Origin of the sequence: Bacillus marasmi (assembly GCF_902168435.1) — a bacterium.
GTDB classification, from domain to species: domain Bacteria; phylum Bacillota; class Bacilli; order Bacillales; family Cytobacillaceae; genus Bacillus_BU; species Bacillus_BU marasmi.
Map to the genome: position 1 here is coordinate 121,695 of NZ_LR656166.1, position 16,968 is coordinate 138,662.

The following is a 16,968-nucleotide window of genomic DNA, read 5'->3' on the forward strand; positions in this document are numbered from 1 at the left end:
TTAGGGTGGTACCGCGATTAATTAAGTCGTCCCTACGTTTAGGCGTAGCGACGACTTTTTTTATTGTCAATTCTATATACATTTTAGTGGAATCAACTTGGGATAACTAAATTATTGATTAAATGTGGGTTGATTTTGGAAGGAGCTTATAGTTTGAAAAACACTGAACAATGGTCATCGAAGATTGGATTTATTATGGCAGCAGCAGGCTCAGCGATTGGATTGGGAGCAATCTGGAAGTTCCCATACATCGCAGGTATCAGTGGAGGAGGGGCATTCTTTTTTGTTTTTGTATTATTTACCATATTTTTAGGTCTTCCGCTTCTCATCGCTGAGTTTGTCGTTGGACGGAAAACACAGAAAAATGCCGTAGAAGCATATCAAGAACTTGCCCCAGGGACAAAGTGGCATTTGATAGGTTATTTAGGAATCATAACATGTTTTATTTTACTTTCGTTTTACAGTGTGATTGGTGGATGGATTATTAGCTATATTTGGAAAACAGTAACTGGACAGCTTAATGGTTTGTCACAAGAGCAATTTGGTGAATTATTCGGTACCACAATCCAAGACCCATTTGGGGTATTAATTGTGCAAGGGCTTTTTATGTTCATAACCATTTTTGTTGTCGCCAAGGGAGTCCAAAAAGGTATCGAAAAAACAAGCGAAATCATGATGCCAATCCTGTTTATCCTGTTTATAGCATTGATTATTCGTTCCTTAACTTTAGATGGGGCTATGGCTGGAGTCAGTTTTTTATTCAAGCCTGATTTTGGTCAAATAACGCCGGAAACGATTTTGTTTGCATTAGGACAATCATTCTTTGCCTTAAGTGTCGGTGTATCTGTAATGGTTACTTACAGCTCTTATTTGTCAAAGCAGGAAAGCTTGTTACGTTCAGCAGTGTCAATTGTCGGTTTGAACTTATTTATTATTCTTTTAGCAGGCTTGGCCATTTTTCCTGCAGTGTTTTCTTTTGGTTTGAAACCAGATGCTGGGCCAGTTTTACTGTTTAATGTATTGCCGGTAGTATTTAATCAAATGCCTCTTGGAATGGTTTTCTTTGTTGCATTCTTAGTGTTATTTTTATTTGCAGCGCTCACTTCAGCGTTCTCGATGCTGGAGATAATCGTGTCCGTGATTGCAAAAGGGGATGTGCAGAAACGTGCTAAGTGGGCTTGGATTATCGGAATCGCGATTTTCCTTTTTGGAATACCATCAGCTTTGTCCTTTGGCGTATTAAGTGATGTCTCAATTTTTGGAAAATCAATATTTGATGCAGCCGATTATTTAGTTAGTAATGTGTTAATGCCGATTGGTGCGTTGTTGATTTCGATTTTTGTACCTAGGAAAATTAAGAAATCATCCTTGTATACTGAGCTTTCACTAGGTGGTGGCTTTCCGCTAGGACTGTTTAATATTTGGTATTTTTTAATTCGCTATATTGCACCAATTGCGATCTTAATTGTAAGTTACCATGTCATACGCGGATAAACGTTTTTTGAAAAATATTAATGAAAAAAGCGCCTCATTCTCAAAAATAGGAGAAATGAGGCGCTTTATTGTAACAATTAATCTTCCATTGTCGATAAGTCGCCAGTTGGAAGTCCAAGCTCCCAAGCTTTCAATACGCGACGCATGATTTTTCCGGAACGAGTTTTTGGAATAGACTCACGGATTTCGAATAAACGTGGTGCAGCGTGTGCAGCAAGTTTTGTTTTAACAAAATTACGGATTTCAGTTAGCAATTCTTCACTTTCAACATAACCTTCTCGTAAAGTGATAAACGCTTTAATAATTTCACCACGAACTGGGTCAGGTACGCCAATTACGCCGGCTTCTGCAACAGCAGGGTGTTCAACTAGCTTGCTTTCAACCTCAAATGGTCCGACACGTTCGCCGGAAGTGTTGATAACATCATCGACACGACCTTCGAACCAGAAATAGCCATCCTCATCCTTATATGCAGAATCTCCAGAAATAAACCAACCATTAAGGAAATATTGCTCATAACGCTCTGGATTATTCCAAACAGTACGAACCATTGCAGGCCATGTTGGTTTAATCGCAAGGTTACCCATATGATTTGGAGGAAGTTCATTTCCGTGATCATCGATGATGCTAAGGTTAATACCTGGTAGTGGTTTACCCATTGACCCTGGACGGATTGGGTTGCAGCGGAAATTCGCACAAATGGAAGAACCTGTTTCAGTCATCCACCAGTTGTCATGTATGCGTAAGTTCAATGTTTCAAGTCCCCAACGAATAACTTCAGGGTTTAATGGTTCTCCAGCAGATAATACATGACGAAGCTTCGAGATATCGTATTTTTTCGGCAGTTCATTACCACCGCTCATAAGCAAACGGAAAGCAGTAGGGGCACTAAACCAAACAGTTACGCCATACTTTTCTAAAGTTTGGAACCATTCATCAGCATCAAAACGTCCACCCCTGAGAACGTTTGTAACACCGTTTAACCATGGTGACCACATTCCTGCAGATGTTCCAGTTACCCAGCCAGGGTCAGCAGTACACCAGTAAACATCATTTTCCTTTAAATCATAAACATATTTTCCTGCTAAGTATTGGTGAACCATTGCATCATGAACCTGAAGAACACCTTTAGGTTTTCCAGTTGAACCTGAAGTGTAAATTAAAAGCATTCCATCTTCGCGGTCAACCCACTCGATTACATATTCATCTGAGCTTGTAATTAAATCTTGGAAGAGGATTTGATTATCAGCTGTTTTTTCTTCTGCACCTACTAAAATGATGTGCTCAAGTTCCGGTAACTCAGCAACAGGAATACGCTTTAATAATTCAGGTGTTGTAACAACAGCTTTCGCACCGCTATCTAAAAGACGATCTTTAACTGCTTCCTCCATAAATGCTTCGAACATTGGACCAGCGATAGCACCGATTCTGATAATTCCAAGCATTGCTACATATAACTCAGGGCTTCGTGGCATGAAAATAAAGACACGATCACCTTTTTCGACACCATTTGAACGCAAACCATTGGCAAATCTACATGAAAGCGTTCTCAAATCTTTAAAGGTATATTCTTCATTACGACTGTTATCACTATAAATGAATGCTTTTTTATCGCCATTTCCTTCATCGACATGACGATCAATTGCTTCATATATCATATTAACTTTGCCAGTTTGAGACCAAGTGAACTGTTGCTCAACATTTTTCCAGTCCATCTCTTTAACTGTCTGATCATAATTTTGTAAGTTTGCATTTGGGTCAATTGTTTCGATTCCTACTACGCCTAAAGTTCTTTCCATTAATTATCCCCCTAAAAATAAAAATATAAATTATGTTATAAAACAGATTATAATGTAAAACAGTATACTATAACAACAATTATTTTTAAATTTTCAAAAAATTTTTTATTTTTTGTCGAGGGAAGACTCTTCCATCAATGTAAGGGCTTCCAAAAATGTTAATGAAAAACGTAGACATAAAGTCATTTTAAAATCATGAATCAGACGTGTTTGGGCAATTTATGAAAGTACGTGATTTAATAAAATAAACAAAGTTCCACGTACCAAATTGACCTAATCGGAGGGATTCTTTTATGAAAATTCTTGTCGTAAAAGGTAACAACCGTCCAGCATCTGAAGGTATATCAAGCAGAATGTATGAAACGTTCATGGAGACATTGAATAAAGCTAAAGGATTAGATGTAACGACCTACGATGTGTTTGCAGAGGATATGCCCTATTTAGGTCAAGATTTATTTACTGCCATGGGAAAACAACAAAGCGGTGGAGAATTGTCCGATATTGAACAAAGGATCTTAAAAGCAAAACAAAAGGCAATGGATGCATTGTCAGCGGCCGATATTGTTGTGTTTGCCTTCCCATTGTGGAATTTGACGATTCCTGCAAAGCTGCAAACGTTCATTGACTATGTATATGCTGCTGGATTTGCATTTAAATATGACGCAGAGGGGAATCTCATTTCCTTAATGACAGATAAAAAGGCAATATTCTTAAATGCTCGTGGTGGGATTTATTCAACACCTGATACGGCGCCGATGGAAATGGCTGTGAATTATATGCGCAACGTATTTGGTGGTGTTTTTGGAATGGAAATAATCGATGAAGTCATCATCGAGGGTCATAATGCAATGCCGGATAAAGCTCAAGAAATAATCGAAAACGGTTTGAAGCGAGTGACAGAGGTTGCCAACCAGCTTGCGTTACAACCTGTCTAAATTATAAGCGAAAAGAAAGCGTTCATGGAGTGCAATTGTACCTATGAATGCTTTTTTTTTCATGATAAACATTACATACAAAAAGTTGAAATTTCCCATAGAAATTATAATGCAACATGGGTAGTATAGGATATCGATTCTTATTTTTCTGAAATTATAATATAATGGTATTAAGGAGGTGTTTCGGATGCCTCAACTTGTTTTTTTCATCGGAATCGTGTTTATTCTATTGTTTTTCTTTTGTATGATTAACTATAAAAATAGAACTGCTTCATATTTTTCTTTGACATGTCTTTCTATAGCAATATTTAATATCGGATATGGATTGGAATTGATTTCTCAAACACCTGGGAAGTTGGAATTTGCAATCATGGTTCAAATCTTTGGTCTTATTTTTATTTCTCCCATTTGGGCATTGGCCTCTTATGAATTCTATTATAATCGGAACAGTGCCTTTCTCACAAAATTTATGATCTTTATTATACCGATGATAACCCTCGTCATTTCCGCAACAAATGATTACCATCATTTATACTATACGAACTATTTCATCAGTGAATACAATTCATATACAATGGCTCAAATTATTAAAGGGCCTTGGTATTACCTGTTTATCGTTTATACATACAGTGTTTTTATATATGGGATTGGATTATTTTTCAAATTATGGAGGAAGTCATCCTTTGGAATAAAAACACCAGAGTTTTTGATTGTACTTGGATCGCTTTTTCCAGGAATAGCTTACTGTTTATATGCATTAGGAGTTTTGCCCATTCCTTATGACTTTACGACCTTGGGCTTTGCGTTGTTTGCATTAGCCTTTTCGGTCGCCTTATTTAAGTTTGACTTTTTAAAGCTCAAAGAAGTTGCTCGTGAGTTTGTTTTTGATGAGGTGAACGAAGGCATTATTGTGGTTGATAATAACAATCGAATAATCGATTTTAATCGGTCTGCTCAAAAGATGTTTGCTTGGTTGATTCCTAATCATCTAGGTATGAGCTTGCTTGAGTTTGAAGAAGGAAGATTGATAGGGGTTAATACAAAGGAAAAATTCAAAGTGAATATTAAATGCTGTAATAAAACAAGACATGTTGGTTTTACGGTGACACCAGTTCTTTCCAATCAAAAATACGTTGGTAAAATCTTAATATTTCAGGATATTACCGAACAAGTTGTGGCAATGGAGGAGTTAAAGAAGATAGCGACCCATGATACATTAAGTGGAGTCTATAATCGCAGGAAACTGATGAATGAGGGGGAAAAGGAGTTTTATCGGGCTCAACGGTATCAAACTCATCTCTCAGCGTTAATGCTTGATATTGATTACTTTAAGAAAATTAATGATACGTACGGTCATCTAGCTGGGGATATGGTAATTAAATGCCTTGCTAGTCAATGCCAATTGAATATCCGTCAATCAGATATCATCGGTCGATATGGGGGAGAGGAATTTTTAATACTTGCACCAAACACAGACATCAATCAGACGTTTAAGCTTGCCGAGGATTTGAGAAAGATTGTTGAAGATATGGAGATTGAATACAATGATCAAAGAATTAAGGTCAAAGTGAGCATCGGTGTAGCTTCAACACAGGGGTCATTGAAGAAACGAAGCCTAACTGAACTAATCAATGAATCAGATAAAGCCTTATATGAAGCCAAAAATAGCGGTAGAAATAGGGTTTGTACTTTCAATCAACCGAAGTTATCTACTAAGGAAAAAGGTTCTTAGTGACAGGGGTCATTTAAACCTTTTTCCATCTAGTGAATGAGGATGTCGAAGAATAACCGTTTTTACATCTTATATTTGAATAATAATCGGCAGAATCATAGGCTTACGCTTTGTTTGCTTAAATAAATATTGTCCAATTGTTTTTTTGATGTTTTGCTTCATTACATTCCATTGGCGCACGTTATCATCAAGTAATTCATTGATCGAACGTTTGACCAAATCGTTTATTTCTCGAATTAAGTTTTCAGATTCCTTAACATAAACAAATCCTCGTGTGATGGTATCTGGTCCTTGAATGATTCGGAAATCTCGTTTGCTTAAAGTCAAAACGATAACGACCATTCCGTCCTCGGAAAGCTGCTTTCGGTCACGCATGACTACTTCTCCGACGTCTCCGACACTGAATCCATCTACGTATACATCTCCGGCAGGAACGCTTCTTGTTTGAACTGCATTATTGTTCACGACATCAACGACATCACCATTTTTAATAATGAAAGTATTCCCACGTTCAACGCCTACAGACTCGGCTAACAGTCGGTGGTGATGGAGCATTCGGTATTCACCGTGAATTGGAATGAAATAGGTAGGCTTTAACAATGTTAGCATCAGTTTTAAATCCTCCTGATAGCCGTGACCAGATACATGCATTCCAGTTGAACTACCTGAACCATATATAACGTTAGCACCGAGTTGGTATAGGTTATCGATAACGCGAGAAACATCCTTCTCATTGCCTGGAATCGGTGAGGCGGCCATGATGACGGTATCGCCTGGATAAATCACAGCATCACGAAAGTTCCCAGTTGCAAGTCTCGCGAGTGCAGCATTCGGTTCACCTTGACTGCCTGTACAAAGAACAACGATTTTTTCAGGAGCGAAATTTTCAATTTCAGATGCTTCAATAAGCATACCATCTGGAATATCGATATAGCCCCGTTCCATTGCAACATCAACAACATTAATCATACTCCGTCCTAGCAAAGCGAGCTTCCGATTTGTTTTGATCGCAGCATGAACGACCTGTTGGACGCGATTAATATTAGAGGCAAAGGTTGAGATGAAAATTTTTCCAGTTGCCTTCATAAATGCGGTATCCATGTGGTTTGCGACCATTTTTTCTGATGGAGTTAGTCCGGGTCTTTCGGCATTTGTACTTTCTGAAATTAATACTAAAACACCTTTTTGGCCAATCTCAGCCATTTTATGAATATCAGAATACTGATTGTTCTCTGGTGTGAAATCAAATTTAAAATCACCAGTGTGAACCACATTACCTTCAGGAGTATGAAAAACAATCCCGAGACAGTCAGGGATGCTATGGCTGACTTTAAAAAACGAGACGTCAATCTGACCAAGATTAAGCTTTGCGTTTGAATCAATTTGAATTAATTTAGTATCACGTAGCAAACGATGCTCTTCAAGCTTTAATTCAATCAGCCCTAATGTAAATCGAGTTGCGTAAATAGGGATTTGGAATTTTTTAATGAGGAAAGGCACCCCACCAATATGGTCCTCATGTCCATGGGTTACAATTAGGGCGCGAATTTTATCGCGATTTTCCTCTAAATACGCCATATCAGGTATAATTAAGTCAATACCCAACAGACTTTCATCGGGGAATTTACCGCCACAATCAACGATTAATATATCATCGGCGAATTGAATGATGTACATGTTTTTGCCGATTTCATTAATACCGCCTAAAGCCATGATGGATAAGGTGTTTTCTATGGTTGTCACTGTTAGTCCTCCCAATTTCAATTAAATATGTATAGTATTCCCAAAAGGAAAGTAATTATTTGTTAAAATATGGTAGTTTATCAGACGAGGAGGTACTGAATGAAAATTTTCGATGCATCCAATGTTGCAAAAAAGATAGATGATGTGGTGATTCTGACAAATCTTACATTTTCGATTACAAATGGAGAACGAATTGCGATTACAGGACAAAATGGTTCTGGAAAAAGCAGTTTGTTAAAGTTGATTGGTGGGATTTATGAAGAAACGAGCGGAGATATTATCCGTGGCCAATTAAAGGTTGCGTATGTACCTGAACACTTTCCAGAAACCATTCGGTTCAAATTATATGAGTATTTAATGTTAATCGGAAAAATGTCAGGATGCTCGAAATCCGAGATATTTGATACGATCATGCACTTTTCAACGCATTTTGGAATTTCTAATTTTTTAACAACACCATTAAAAAAATGCTCCAAGGGCACGAAGCAAAAGGCAGGAATCATTCAAGCTTTATTGATTGAGCCTAAGCTGCTTTTGCTAGATGAACCATTAACAGGCTTAGATCATGATTCACAAATAGAATTGATGCAACAGCTGTCTAAGCTACCTAGTGAAACAACGATTATTTTTACCGCACATGATTCTCTGTTAATTGACAAGCTAGCAAAGAGGATCATAAGGGTCGATGGCGGTCAAATCATTTCAGATACATATAAGCAGCAAAAAGAGAGATCCATGTTAATCAAGGCGCGAATCGCTTCAAAAGAAGTGTTAGTAGATCTTCCGTCCATTCAACAAGAATTTCTAGGTGATGATTTAGTAGAGATTATTGCTTCTGAATATGAATCTGATCAAACGATACGAGTTTTGCTAGAGCGAGGCTGCTCGATTCAAGAAGTCAAGGAAATGAGGTAGGATGATGATCGCTTTTATACGATATCAGTTGATTAGCTTTATTCGTTCGTTAAAATTCATCCCACCTACCACTCTTTTTCTGGCATGGGTGTTTATTTTGTATGCTTATAATAATGCACCAATACTAAGCAGCTATGGCGTTTCTTCGATAGGTTTATACGTGACGATGACCTGGATGGCAATGGCGATTTTCTCAATAGAGGAGGACAGTGAGAAGCACATGTTGTTCTTCCAATTAGGAAGCAAGCTGAACTTTTTGCTAGGAAAATGGCTAACATTACTCATTATGATGATTCCATTACTTTTGTATGGAATGCTATATCCGATTTTGGGCCATCTTTTTAAAGGAAATTTGACTCCTGCAGTTATCGCATTGTCTATTTTTAGCCATCTTGTATTTCAGGCTTTAGGTATTTTAGTAGGAACATTGTTTTCAGTAACTAAGCTTTCAATTAAAAAATATGGTTGGCTTACTGCAGTACTAGTGATTGTTGTCTCATTGGCTCAGGCGGCAATGCTTGAAAGTCTTCCTTTATTAAAATGGTTGATGTGGATTTTTCCACCAGTGTTTAAAGTGATCAATCATATGGAAGGGGAAGACAAGATTGTATTATTAGATTCCCTAAGCTTTGATATTGCTTTTGTGGTGGGATATATTATTGTTGCTATTATAGTAATTATTTTTCTTTTTAAAAAGAAAGAAAGATGATGCGCGTGATACATCATGCTTACACTTTCAATAATCATGAAAAAGGTGCTGGGATAGAACTTAAAATCGAGTGATTAAAGTTTAGTGTTGATTTTTATGTAGGTAAGAGAATAAATAAGGGGAGAATTTCCCTTTATTGTATTTAAGGGGGGCTAATTGAGCTGAAATAAGCAGAGATATTCCGCTTAACTACTCCTAAGAAGACAAAATCCAGTGATTTTTATGAAATAAGCGGAAAAACTCCCTTTATACTTAGCAAAAAAACCATCTTTCTCAAAATAAGCGGAATTCTTCCACTTATTTTCAAACACAAGGAAATCAACATACACGTTAACAGACCCAATAGCAAAAAGTTTTGCACATCAATGTAATCAACAGTTTATTTCAGGGGAGTGTTTAAACAAAAATCGAACTATTGGGAAATTCAAAGTAAGAATTTCGCAACATAGTTCGATTTTTTTAGCTGAAATACTCATGTTCCAGACTCTACGTATTCGTGACTGCATTTCTCATTAAAATGCACCTGATCCGCCACCACCGCCACCAGTACCACCACCGCCGCCGCCACTGCTGCTTGATCCACTAGTAGTTGAAAGAGTTGTATCATTGGCAGAATGAAAGGAGGATGATGCTGTTGAGCCAAAATAGACCATTGTCGCCATTTTAACATGATCATTATCATAATAGGAATTCCGATTTGGAAGCTCGAAGGATTCAATCATCTTCTTACTGTTGTTCATAAATTTCTTCGCTTTAATGCCAATTGCATAAATGTAAATTCGCATTTTATCATCTTCACTTAGATCCGACCATTCTTCCAATTGCGTTTCTCTTAATCGTTTCTTTAGATGATTCCATTCCTCGCTAATCGTTAAACCCGTCCAGGTTTTAGGGTTATAGGTTAAGGCATATACAATGGTAGTGATAAATAAGAAAAGTGCTGCCGCAAACCATCCCAATAGGTCATTTGCTGGAAACAAAAATAAAAATGGTGCTAAGACCAAACTGGATAAGGCCACGACCCAGCGATAGCCTTTTTTATGTTCATATAGTTCATGATCTTTTAATTCATCTTTTACGGCTTGGAACCATTTTGTTTGACTAGATTGATATTTTTGATGATTATTCTTGAATTTCGTGTAAGCTGACAAATCATCAAAGCTAAAGGAACCATTTTTGCCAATTTTATTGAACAAAAACTGTAGGAGCATTTCCTCATGCTTTAATAATGATTTGCGATTATCACTTAATTTAAAGGTCTTTTCATCAATTTGAACAATTGCGCCTTTTCTTACGAGGTCCATCATCGCTGCAGCCATTGTTTCCGCTGGATAGTATGCACCGTTCGTATAAACGATTGTCGCCGGCAGACTCATCGTTTGCTTTGGAATACGTGAAGTCTGTTCTAGCTCTCGTTTTACCGCAGCTCGATTAAAGCGGGCTCTCATCCAAGTTGTAATCATTAGGAAAAATAAACCGAGTGCATATACAGGAACAAGGATTACAGCAAGCTTGGCAAGATCATCTCTCTTCTCCGCATCTGCTTTTAGCTCATCGATTTGAGCCTGCTTTGCTTTTAAGATTTCATCCTTCATCAGTTTATCACCAGCTATTGCTGCATGTGGGAAGAGTTTAGCATCATAAGCAACGCGGATATCACCATTTTCACCACTTGGAACTTCACCTAGTTCAAATATGACAGACCCACTATCAAGGATTTCTTCAGTATTAAATGCTTCATCATAACCAAATGCTATCACATCACTCGTTTTAGAAGGAGGATGAACCGTAATGCTGAGATTTTCGTAGGTTGATTCATTCCTGTCATCAAAGAAGGGCCAGTAAAATTCTGCAACATCAGAGTACACATCAACCCCATTTGTGATGGTATACATTAATTCAATCGTAATGGTCTCATCTTCACCTTTCCGATGGATTTTGAATAAATCCTCGTCTTTTTCAACCCGTAACGATTTTCCATTCTCAGTAGCTTTAAGCGTAGAAATCGTTGTGCCTTGCTTAGGGATGATTTCTCTAGTAATTCCGTTAAATTCACCATCAAAGTGATACGTAAAGATTTCCTTTACATGAACATTGCCATCGTCTCTTAAGAATGCATCCATTTTCGCGTTAGTGATTGAAAATTCAACTGCTAGTCCTTTGCTTGGAAAAAGAAAAAAGACAAAGATTAAGCCTAAACAAAGAATAATAGAATTTTGCCAGCTCCGTTTCATCTTCTGCACCTACCTTTATAAATTTTTACGATATACATGGCAAAAGGTTTCATCATAAACAATATGTATATTTTTATGATACTATAATTGGGAAATTAAAACAGGCGAGCATATATATGCTCACCTGTTCGTACTACAATGCGATATGATTTACTTATTGAATATTCGACATTTGAGTCAAAGTTGGCACGCGTAAGAGCCGTTTTAACCAATAGGTTTTTAGTTTGAATAAATACATCAGTCTAAAACCTAAATGTCTTAAGTCATGGAATAAGACAAATAGAATATTCAAGCAGATCCCTCCACATTGAAGTTTAGTGTTTTTGAAGTAAACACTAACAATAGTATTGTTTCATTTTCGGTAAAATACCCATATCTCATCAGCATTGGACAAGAAAAGAATTGGAAAAATTGGTTGAATATATTAGAATAGACAGGAATGAAATGGGGGGAAATGTGAAGATGTCAAATTTACCAAATTGTCCAAAATGTAATTCAGAATATACATACGAGGATGGAAGTCTATTAGTCTGCCCGGAATGCGCTCATGAGTGGAATCCAGCAGAAGCGGCTGAAGGCAATGACGATGTAAAAGTGATTAAAGATGCAAACGGAAACGTCCTTCAAGATGGCGATACAGTTACTGTCATAAAAGACCTTAAGGTGAAGGGAAGTTCTACTCCGTTAAAGCAAGGAACGAAAGTGAAAAACATTCGTTTAGTTGATGGTGACCATAACATTGATTGTAAAATCGACGGTTTTGGTGCGATGAGCTTAAAATCTGAATTTGTGAAAAAGATATAGGAAAAATTTATACAAAAGCGCCCTCGCGAAGAGGTGCGCTTTTGTTAGTCTAGGCGCTCGGGGTCACAAGCTTGTCTAGTGAAAGAGGCTAGGAGCGATGGTCTAAGCCAAATCCCTCCAAAGATTATCATCTCTTGCGTGATTCGTCTTACGCCCATCGCTCCTGAACGAGCCACTTTCACTTTTCCTACAATCCCTTCCGGAAATCAGGATTTCCTGCAGGGCGGACCGTGCCTGTCGCCCCTGAGCAAGGTGCTTCCGCTTTTGTTCATTATGCGTTTAAGTCTTGGATCCCTGGACTGTGCTCATTAGGCATATCGGGAAGAACCGGAACTGGATGACCTTGCGGAGGCGGAACCACTTTTAATTCACCATCAGCACGGCTCGGTGATTCGCCTTGGAAGATTTGACCCATCAACGTTTCATCTAATCTAAAGTTAAACTGGGCATTATTAAAGCCCATTTCAACGTATTTTCGGCATTCAGGATATTTATTGATATCGTAATTTGGTACAGGGAAAAGCTTGCCCCAGTTAACGCCTAGCTGTTCCAAAGCTTTAGCAAATGCGTTTTGATGTGCGTTATCACGAACGATTAAAAAGGCTAATGTTTCACGGAAGGTTTTATTGGAACTCATCTCGTAAATCCTTGTTTTTTGTAAAACGCCTGTTGACTCTAAAACGACATTATCTAATAAATCACTAATTAAATTTCCATGACTATATACATAATTTCCCTGCCAAGGAAGACCAGAAGCATCAACTGGAAGAGAGCTTTGTGCTCCCATTATGTAGTGATGCGGGTTTGCTCCCTGTGTTGCGATTTCCAATGGGGCACCATTATTTCCTTGTGAGCCAACGACTTCTTCACCAGATCCATTTAACAAAGAGTTAATAGTTGTTTGCACTAACTCAACATGACTAATTTCTTCTAGAAAAATCCCTCTAATTAAATCACGAAATTGCTTTTGATTGCCGCGGAAGTTTGAACTTTGAAAGAAAAATTGCATCATCGTCCGCATTTCACCAAATCGACCACCCAAGGTTTCTTGGAGCACCTTAGCAGCTCCTGGATCCGGTTTATCTGGAACAATCATATTAATTAAATCTTCTCGGTAAAAATACAAATGAATTCCTCCTAAAAAATGAAATAACACATGTATTATGCGGTCAACAAAATAATCTTATTCGAACGGTAATTGCTCGACAGTCACGAGTCGACCATTTAACAGCATATGTTATAAGCAGGTTTAGCGAAGACAGGAGGGAAAAGTATGTATCCATATTATTCATACGGACCATATGCACATCAATACTTAAACTATCCGGTTCAAGCCCTACCATATTGGGGTGCTCAAGCTCCAATATATGGATATAGTGTGGAATATAATGATGATTGGTATTCTGAGGATGATTATGATGACTGGTATCGGCAAAAACCAATAAGAGGTCAGGCGACTTGGACAGAAGGGGGAGCGGTGACGAAATGCGGGATTCCATGGTCAAGAAACCGGTTCATGACAGCAGCCGTTGGTGTGAATACTCCGTATCGTTGCGGTCAATCGTTAAAAATTAGGAATCTTTCCATACCAGGAGGAAGAGAAATAATCGTCACAGTTGTCGACAGAGTTGCTGGATATCCTGCCAACAGAATTAATCTTCATCGCCGAGCCTTTGAAGCACTCGGTGCAAACCCAAGTCTAGGTGTAATCAATATTGAAATTATTCCATCACCAGAACTTGAACAGGAAAAATGGGGGAAATACCTATTAGAGGTAACTCAGACTGCTTATCCAGGCTATAACATAATCGATTATCGTTCTGTAGGAAAACAACAGCTTTCACCGCAACAAACAAAAGAAACCTTCGAATTTACCTTACAATCTCCTCGTGAAAGACTAAAAGTCCGTGGGAACGTAATTTATAATCCAACTACTGACCGGGTCGTATCATTTGACTTGGTGGAGGTTTAATTTCATAAAAGTAACCTATAAGCGACACAGGAAAAGACGTATGTATTGGCATACGTCTTTTTTATTGTTTATTTCAGTCGGGAGATTTTTGGTTAAGCATTCAGTCTGATAAATAGACGGAGAAATTCCGCTTATTGAAAAATTTTCAATGGAAATGGTTTTTTTAAGCGGAGAAATTCCTCTTATTGACTCGAAAATTGCAAATATGTGGAATTTTCGCTTGTATAAGCGGAAAATCTCCCGTTATTTCCCTCGAAACGAGCTCCAAACTGCATTTAACAGGAAAAATTCCGCTTATTTTTTTGATTCACTTGACCAAATAACTAAACACTGATATGGTTATATACATAAGTATATAACCGTTGAACCATATAACTGAAAAACTGATATTCGAAAGCGTACAAGCGGAGGTGAAATGAATGAGTAAGCTTTTTGATGATAATAAGCCAATTTTTTTGCAAGTTCGAGAAAAAATTGAAGACCAGATCGTGAACAATCAACTAAAGGAGGGCGAACAAGCACCTTCCACCAATCAACTTGTTAATTTTTATAAAATCAATCATGTTACCGTCTCGAAAGGTGTTAATCAGTTAGTCGATGAAGGAATTCTCTATAAAAAGCGGGGAATTGGAATGTTCGTTGCAGAAGGAGCGAAGGAAAAATTGATCCAAAAAAGAAAAGCGGCTTTTGTAGAAGACTATATAGTTAGTTTAGTAAGGGAAGCTAATAAATTAGGTATCTCGCTAGATGAAATGATTGAACTAATTAAAAAGGTACAAGGGAGTGACAATCAATGAGAAACGATATCGAACTTAATAATCTGTCCTTAACATATAAACACTTTGAAGCATTAAAGAATATCTCTTTTAAATTAGATGGTGGAAAAATTTACGGCTTGATTGGCCGAAATGGGGCTGGTAAGACTTCGCTATTGTCATTACTTGCTTCCTTTAGAGAACCGACTTCAGGGTCAATCAAAATCGCAGGTAAAACCCCATTTGAAAATCCTGATATCATGCAAATTGTTTCATTTATATATGAAAAAGATTACAAAGAAGAAACAGAAAAAGTAAAGGGTATGCTTGAGGTTAGTGAGCGATATCGCCCAAATTATGATGCAGAGTATGCGCATCACTTGATTCAACGTTTTAAACTGCCTCTTGATAAACCGGTGGCTGAACTATCAAAAGGAATGAAGTCTGCATTAGACGTTACAATCGGCCTAGCAAGTCGATCACCGATTACCATTTTTGATGAGGCCTATATTGGGATGGATGCGCCGACAAGGGAAATATTTTACCAGGAGTTATTAGAGGATCAAGGCAATCATCCAAGGACGATTATCATGTCCACCCACCTTGTATCAGAAATGGAATATCTGTTTGATGAAGTGATTATGATTGACAAAGGTAAACTAGTCCTTCACGAAGATTACGATTCTGTTGTATCGAAGGGGGCATCGATTACAGGTTCACTAGATGCTGTGGATGCTTTTGTGGCTGGAATGGAGAAGTTGAGTGAACAACGATTGGGGAATACAAAGGCGGTTATGGTCTATGGGGAAATCAGTAACCAACAAAGATTGAATGCGGAACTTCAAGGGCTAGAGGTTGGTACGCTCACTCTTCAAGATTTATTTATTCACTTAACAAAGGAGGATGATGCGTAATGAGTAAGAAGGCGGTATATCCAAAAGTTGCGTTTGATATGGGGGCTATCCAAGCTGGATGGACGATATGGTTTCTAGGGATTATTACGATTATCCATATTGTAAAGGCAATCGTTTCGATTAAAATGGGTGGAAACCACGAAGGCTTTTTTGTTTCTTCATTTGTATCGTCAAATATATATATGTTCATAATCGGAATTATTGGGCTTTATGCATTTTTGCCCTTTTTTGTAAAAAACGGAGTGACGAGGAAAGATTATTTCATTGGTTCGATTTTCGTAGGAATTGGACTTTCTGTATCCATCGTTTTATACTCTTTGGTGCTATCAGGTATAGAAACTGCAGTGATAAAAATGGCTAATTTGCCGATTAATATTGATAATTCAGGTGCAGATGTTTTTTCGAAAGATGAAGATGACATCCTAATAGCAAAGATAGTTAAAATGATAGTTGTATCACCTTTCGTAGGATTAGAAGATAATTGGTTCTTGTCACTAATCTTAACCAGTTTAAATTTAATTTCTTCATATGTGATGGGTGGCTTCATTGCTGCAGGCTATTACCGTTATGGCTGGATAGCTGGATTTGGCTTTATCGGTATGTCCATCCTCCTGATGATAATCTGGGATTTGATTTGGGGCAGTGAACTTGGGGAACCTTTAGCTAGTTTGCTTGGTGTGGGTTCGTTTGATTTTCCGACAATCGTCTCCATCCTAGGGTCGGTGGCAATAATAAGTCTTGTACTATGGATGATTCGTAGGGTAACACGTAGAGTTGTTATTAAGCTATAGATTAGTTAAGTGCATTTTTTAATAGAAAAGTGATTTACCAAGGCATCATCCATTGGGTGGTGTCTTTTTTTGGATAAAAAATCCTCATGAAAGGGGATGAAAGTAGAAAATGAGCAAACATTAATACTATGTGTTGTATCGGCAAGATTTGCCAATTTCCATCTATTAAGT

14 protein-coding genes and 1 other annotated feature (1 of these 15 cut by a window edge) are annotated in these 16,968 nt (G+C 37.7%); of the genes, 10 read left to right on the plus strand and 4 right to left on the minus strand.

What is annotated here, in order from left to right; translation table 11 throughout:
- Positions 1-37: a binding site (T-box leader), on the plus strand; it begins 185 nt to the left of the window's first position.
- A gap of 116 nt (positions 38-153) precedes the next feature.
- The gene (locus FXW34_RS04830) at positions 154-1,494 is read left to right on the plus strand and encodes a sodium-dependent transporter (RefSeq protein WP_147532835.1); all 1,341 of its coding nucleotides are present in this window, start codon (positions 154-156) and stop codon (positions 1,492-1,494) included.
- Between the two features lie 77 nt (positions 1,495-1,571).
- On the opposite strand, the gene acsA is transcribed toward FXW34_RS04830, so the two are convergent.
- Positions 1,572-3,293 (minus strand): acetate--CoA ligase, encoded by a 1,722-nt coding sequence (gene acsA / locus FXW34_RS04835; RefSeq protein WP_147532836.1) that lies wholly within the window; start codon positions 3,291-3,293, stop codon positions 1,572-1,574.
- A 293-nt stretch (positions 3,294-3,586) separates the two neighbouring features.
- Between acsA and FXW34_RS04840 the strand changes: the two genes are divergently transcribed.
- The gene (locus FXW34_RS04840; RefSeq protein WP_147532837.1) at positions 3,587-4,228 is read left to right on the plus strand and encodes an FMN-dependent NADH-azoreductase; all 642 of its coding nucleotides are present in this window, start codon (positions 3,587-3,589) and stop codon (positions 4,226-4,228) included.
- Between the two features lie 187 nt (positions 4,229-4,415).
- Complete coding sequence (locus tag FXW34_RS04845) at positions 4,416-5,960, plus strand: histidine kinase N-terminal 7TM domain-containing diguanylate cyclase (RefSeq protein WP_147532838.1); 1,545 nt, start codon at positions 4,416-4,418, stop codon at positions 5,958-5,960.
- 69 nt (positions 5,961-6,029) lie between these two features.
- Here FXW34_RS04845 and FXW34_RS04850 read toward each other — a convergent pair whose 3' ends face one another.
- Positions 6,030-7,703, minus strand: a complete 1,674-nt coding sequence (locus FXW34_RS04850) for a ribonuclease J (protein ID WP_187118833.1) — start codon at positions 7,701-7,703, stop codon at positions 6,030-6,032.
- A 99-nt stretch (positions 7,704-7,802) separates the two neighbouring features.
- Here FXW34_RS04850 and FXW34_RS04855 point away from each other — a divergent pair, with 99 nt between their 5' ends.
- Positions 7,803-8,618: an ATP-binding cassette domain-containing protein gene (locus tag FXW34_RS04855; RefSeq protein ID WP_147532839.1), complete on the plus strand. Its 816-nt coding sequence runs from the start codon at positions 7,803-7,805 to the stop codon at positions 8,616-8,618.
- A 4-nt stretch (positions 8,619-8,622) separates the two neighbouring features.
- Positions 8,623-9,327: a hypothetical protein gene (locus FXW34_RS04860; protein ID WP_147532840.1), complete on the plus strand. Its 705-nt coding sequence runs from the start codon at positions 8,623-8,625 to the stop codon at positions 9,325-9,327.
- 512 nt (positions 9,328-9,839) lie between these two features.
- Here the strand turns inward: FXW34_RS04860 and FXW34_RS04865 are convergent.
- The gene (locus FXW34_RS04865; protein ID WP_147532841.1) at positions 9,840-11,561 is read right to left on the minus strand and encodes a DUF2207 domain-containing protein; all 1,722 of its coding nucleotides are present in this window, start codon (positions 11,559-11,561) and stop codon (positions 9,840-9,842) included.
- A 462-nt stretch (positions 11,562-12,023) separates the two neighbouring features.
- On the opposite strand from FXW34_RS04865, the gene FXW34_RS04870 reads away from it, so the two are divergent.
- The gene (locus FXW34_RS04870; RefSeq protein ID WP_147532842.1) at positions 12,024-12,365 is read left to right on the plus strand and encodes a zinc ribbon domain-containing protein YjdM; all 342 of its coding nucleotides are present in this window, start codon (positions 12,024-12,026) and stop codon (positions 12,363-12,365) included.
- A 271-nt stretch (positions 12,366-12,636) separates the two neighbouring features.
- Here FXW34_RS04870 and FXW34_RS04875 read toward each other — a convergent pair whose 3' ends face one another.
- Positions 12,637-13,491, minus strand: coding sequence for a manganese catalase family protein (locus FXW34_RS04875; RefSeq protein WP_147532843.1), 855 nt, complete (start codon positions 13,489-13,491; stop codon positions 12,637-12,639).
- A gap of 147 nt (positions 13,492-13,638) precedes the next feature.
- On the opposite strand from FXW34_RS04875, the gene FXW34_RS04880 reads away from it, so the two are divergent.
- From FXW34_RS04880 to FXW34_RS04895, 4 genes are all read left to right on the plus strand, one after another.
- Positions 13,639-14,337 carry a DUF3889 domain-containing protein gene (locus FXW34_RS04880; RefSeq protein ID WP_147532844.1) on the plus strand — a complete coding sequence of 233 codons (699 nt, stop codon included), beginning with the start codon at positions 13,639-13,641 and terminating at the stop codon, positions 14,335-14,337.
- A 419-nt stretch (positions 14,338-14,756) separates the two neighbouring features.
- On the plus strand, positions 14,757-15,134 hold the full coding sequence (locus tag FXW34_RS04885) for a GntR family transcriptional regulator (protein ID WP_147532845.1): 378 nt from the start codon (positions 14,757-14,759) through the stop codon (positions 15,132-15,134).
- Positions 15,131-16,006 (plus strand): ATP-binding cassette domain-containing protein, encoded by an 876-nt coding sequence (locus FXW34_RS04890; RefSeq protein WP_147532846.1) that lies wholly within the window; start codon positions 15,131-15,133, stop codon positions 16,004-16,006. The genes FXW34_RS04885 and FXW34_RS04890 overlap by 4 nt, the downstream gene beginning before the upstream one ends.
- Positions 16,006-16,797, plus strand: a complete 792-nt coding sequence (locus FXW34_RS04895; RefSeq protein ID WP_147532847.1) for a hypothetical protein — start codon at positions 16,006-16,008, stop codon at positions 16,795-16,797. Before FXW34_RS04890 ends, FXW34_RS04895 begins: the two co-directional genes overlap by 1 nt.
- Positions 16,798-16,968: the final 171 nt, after the last annotated feature.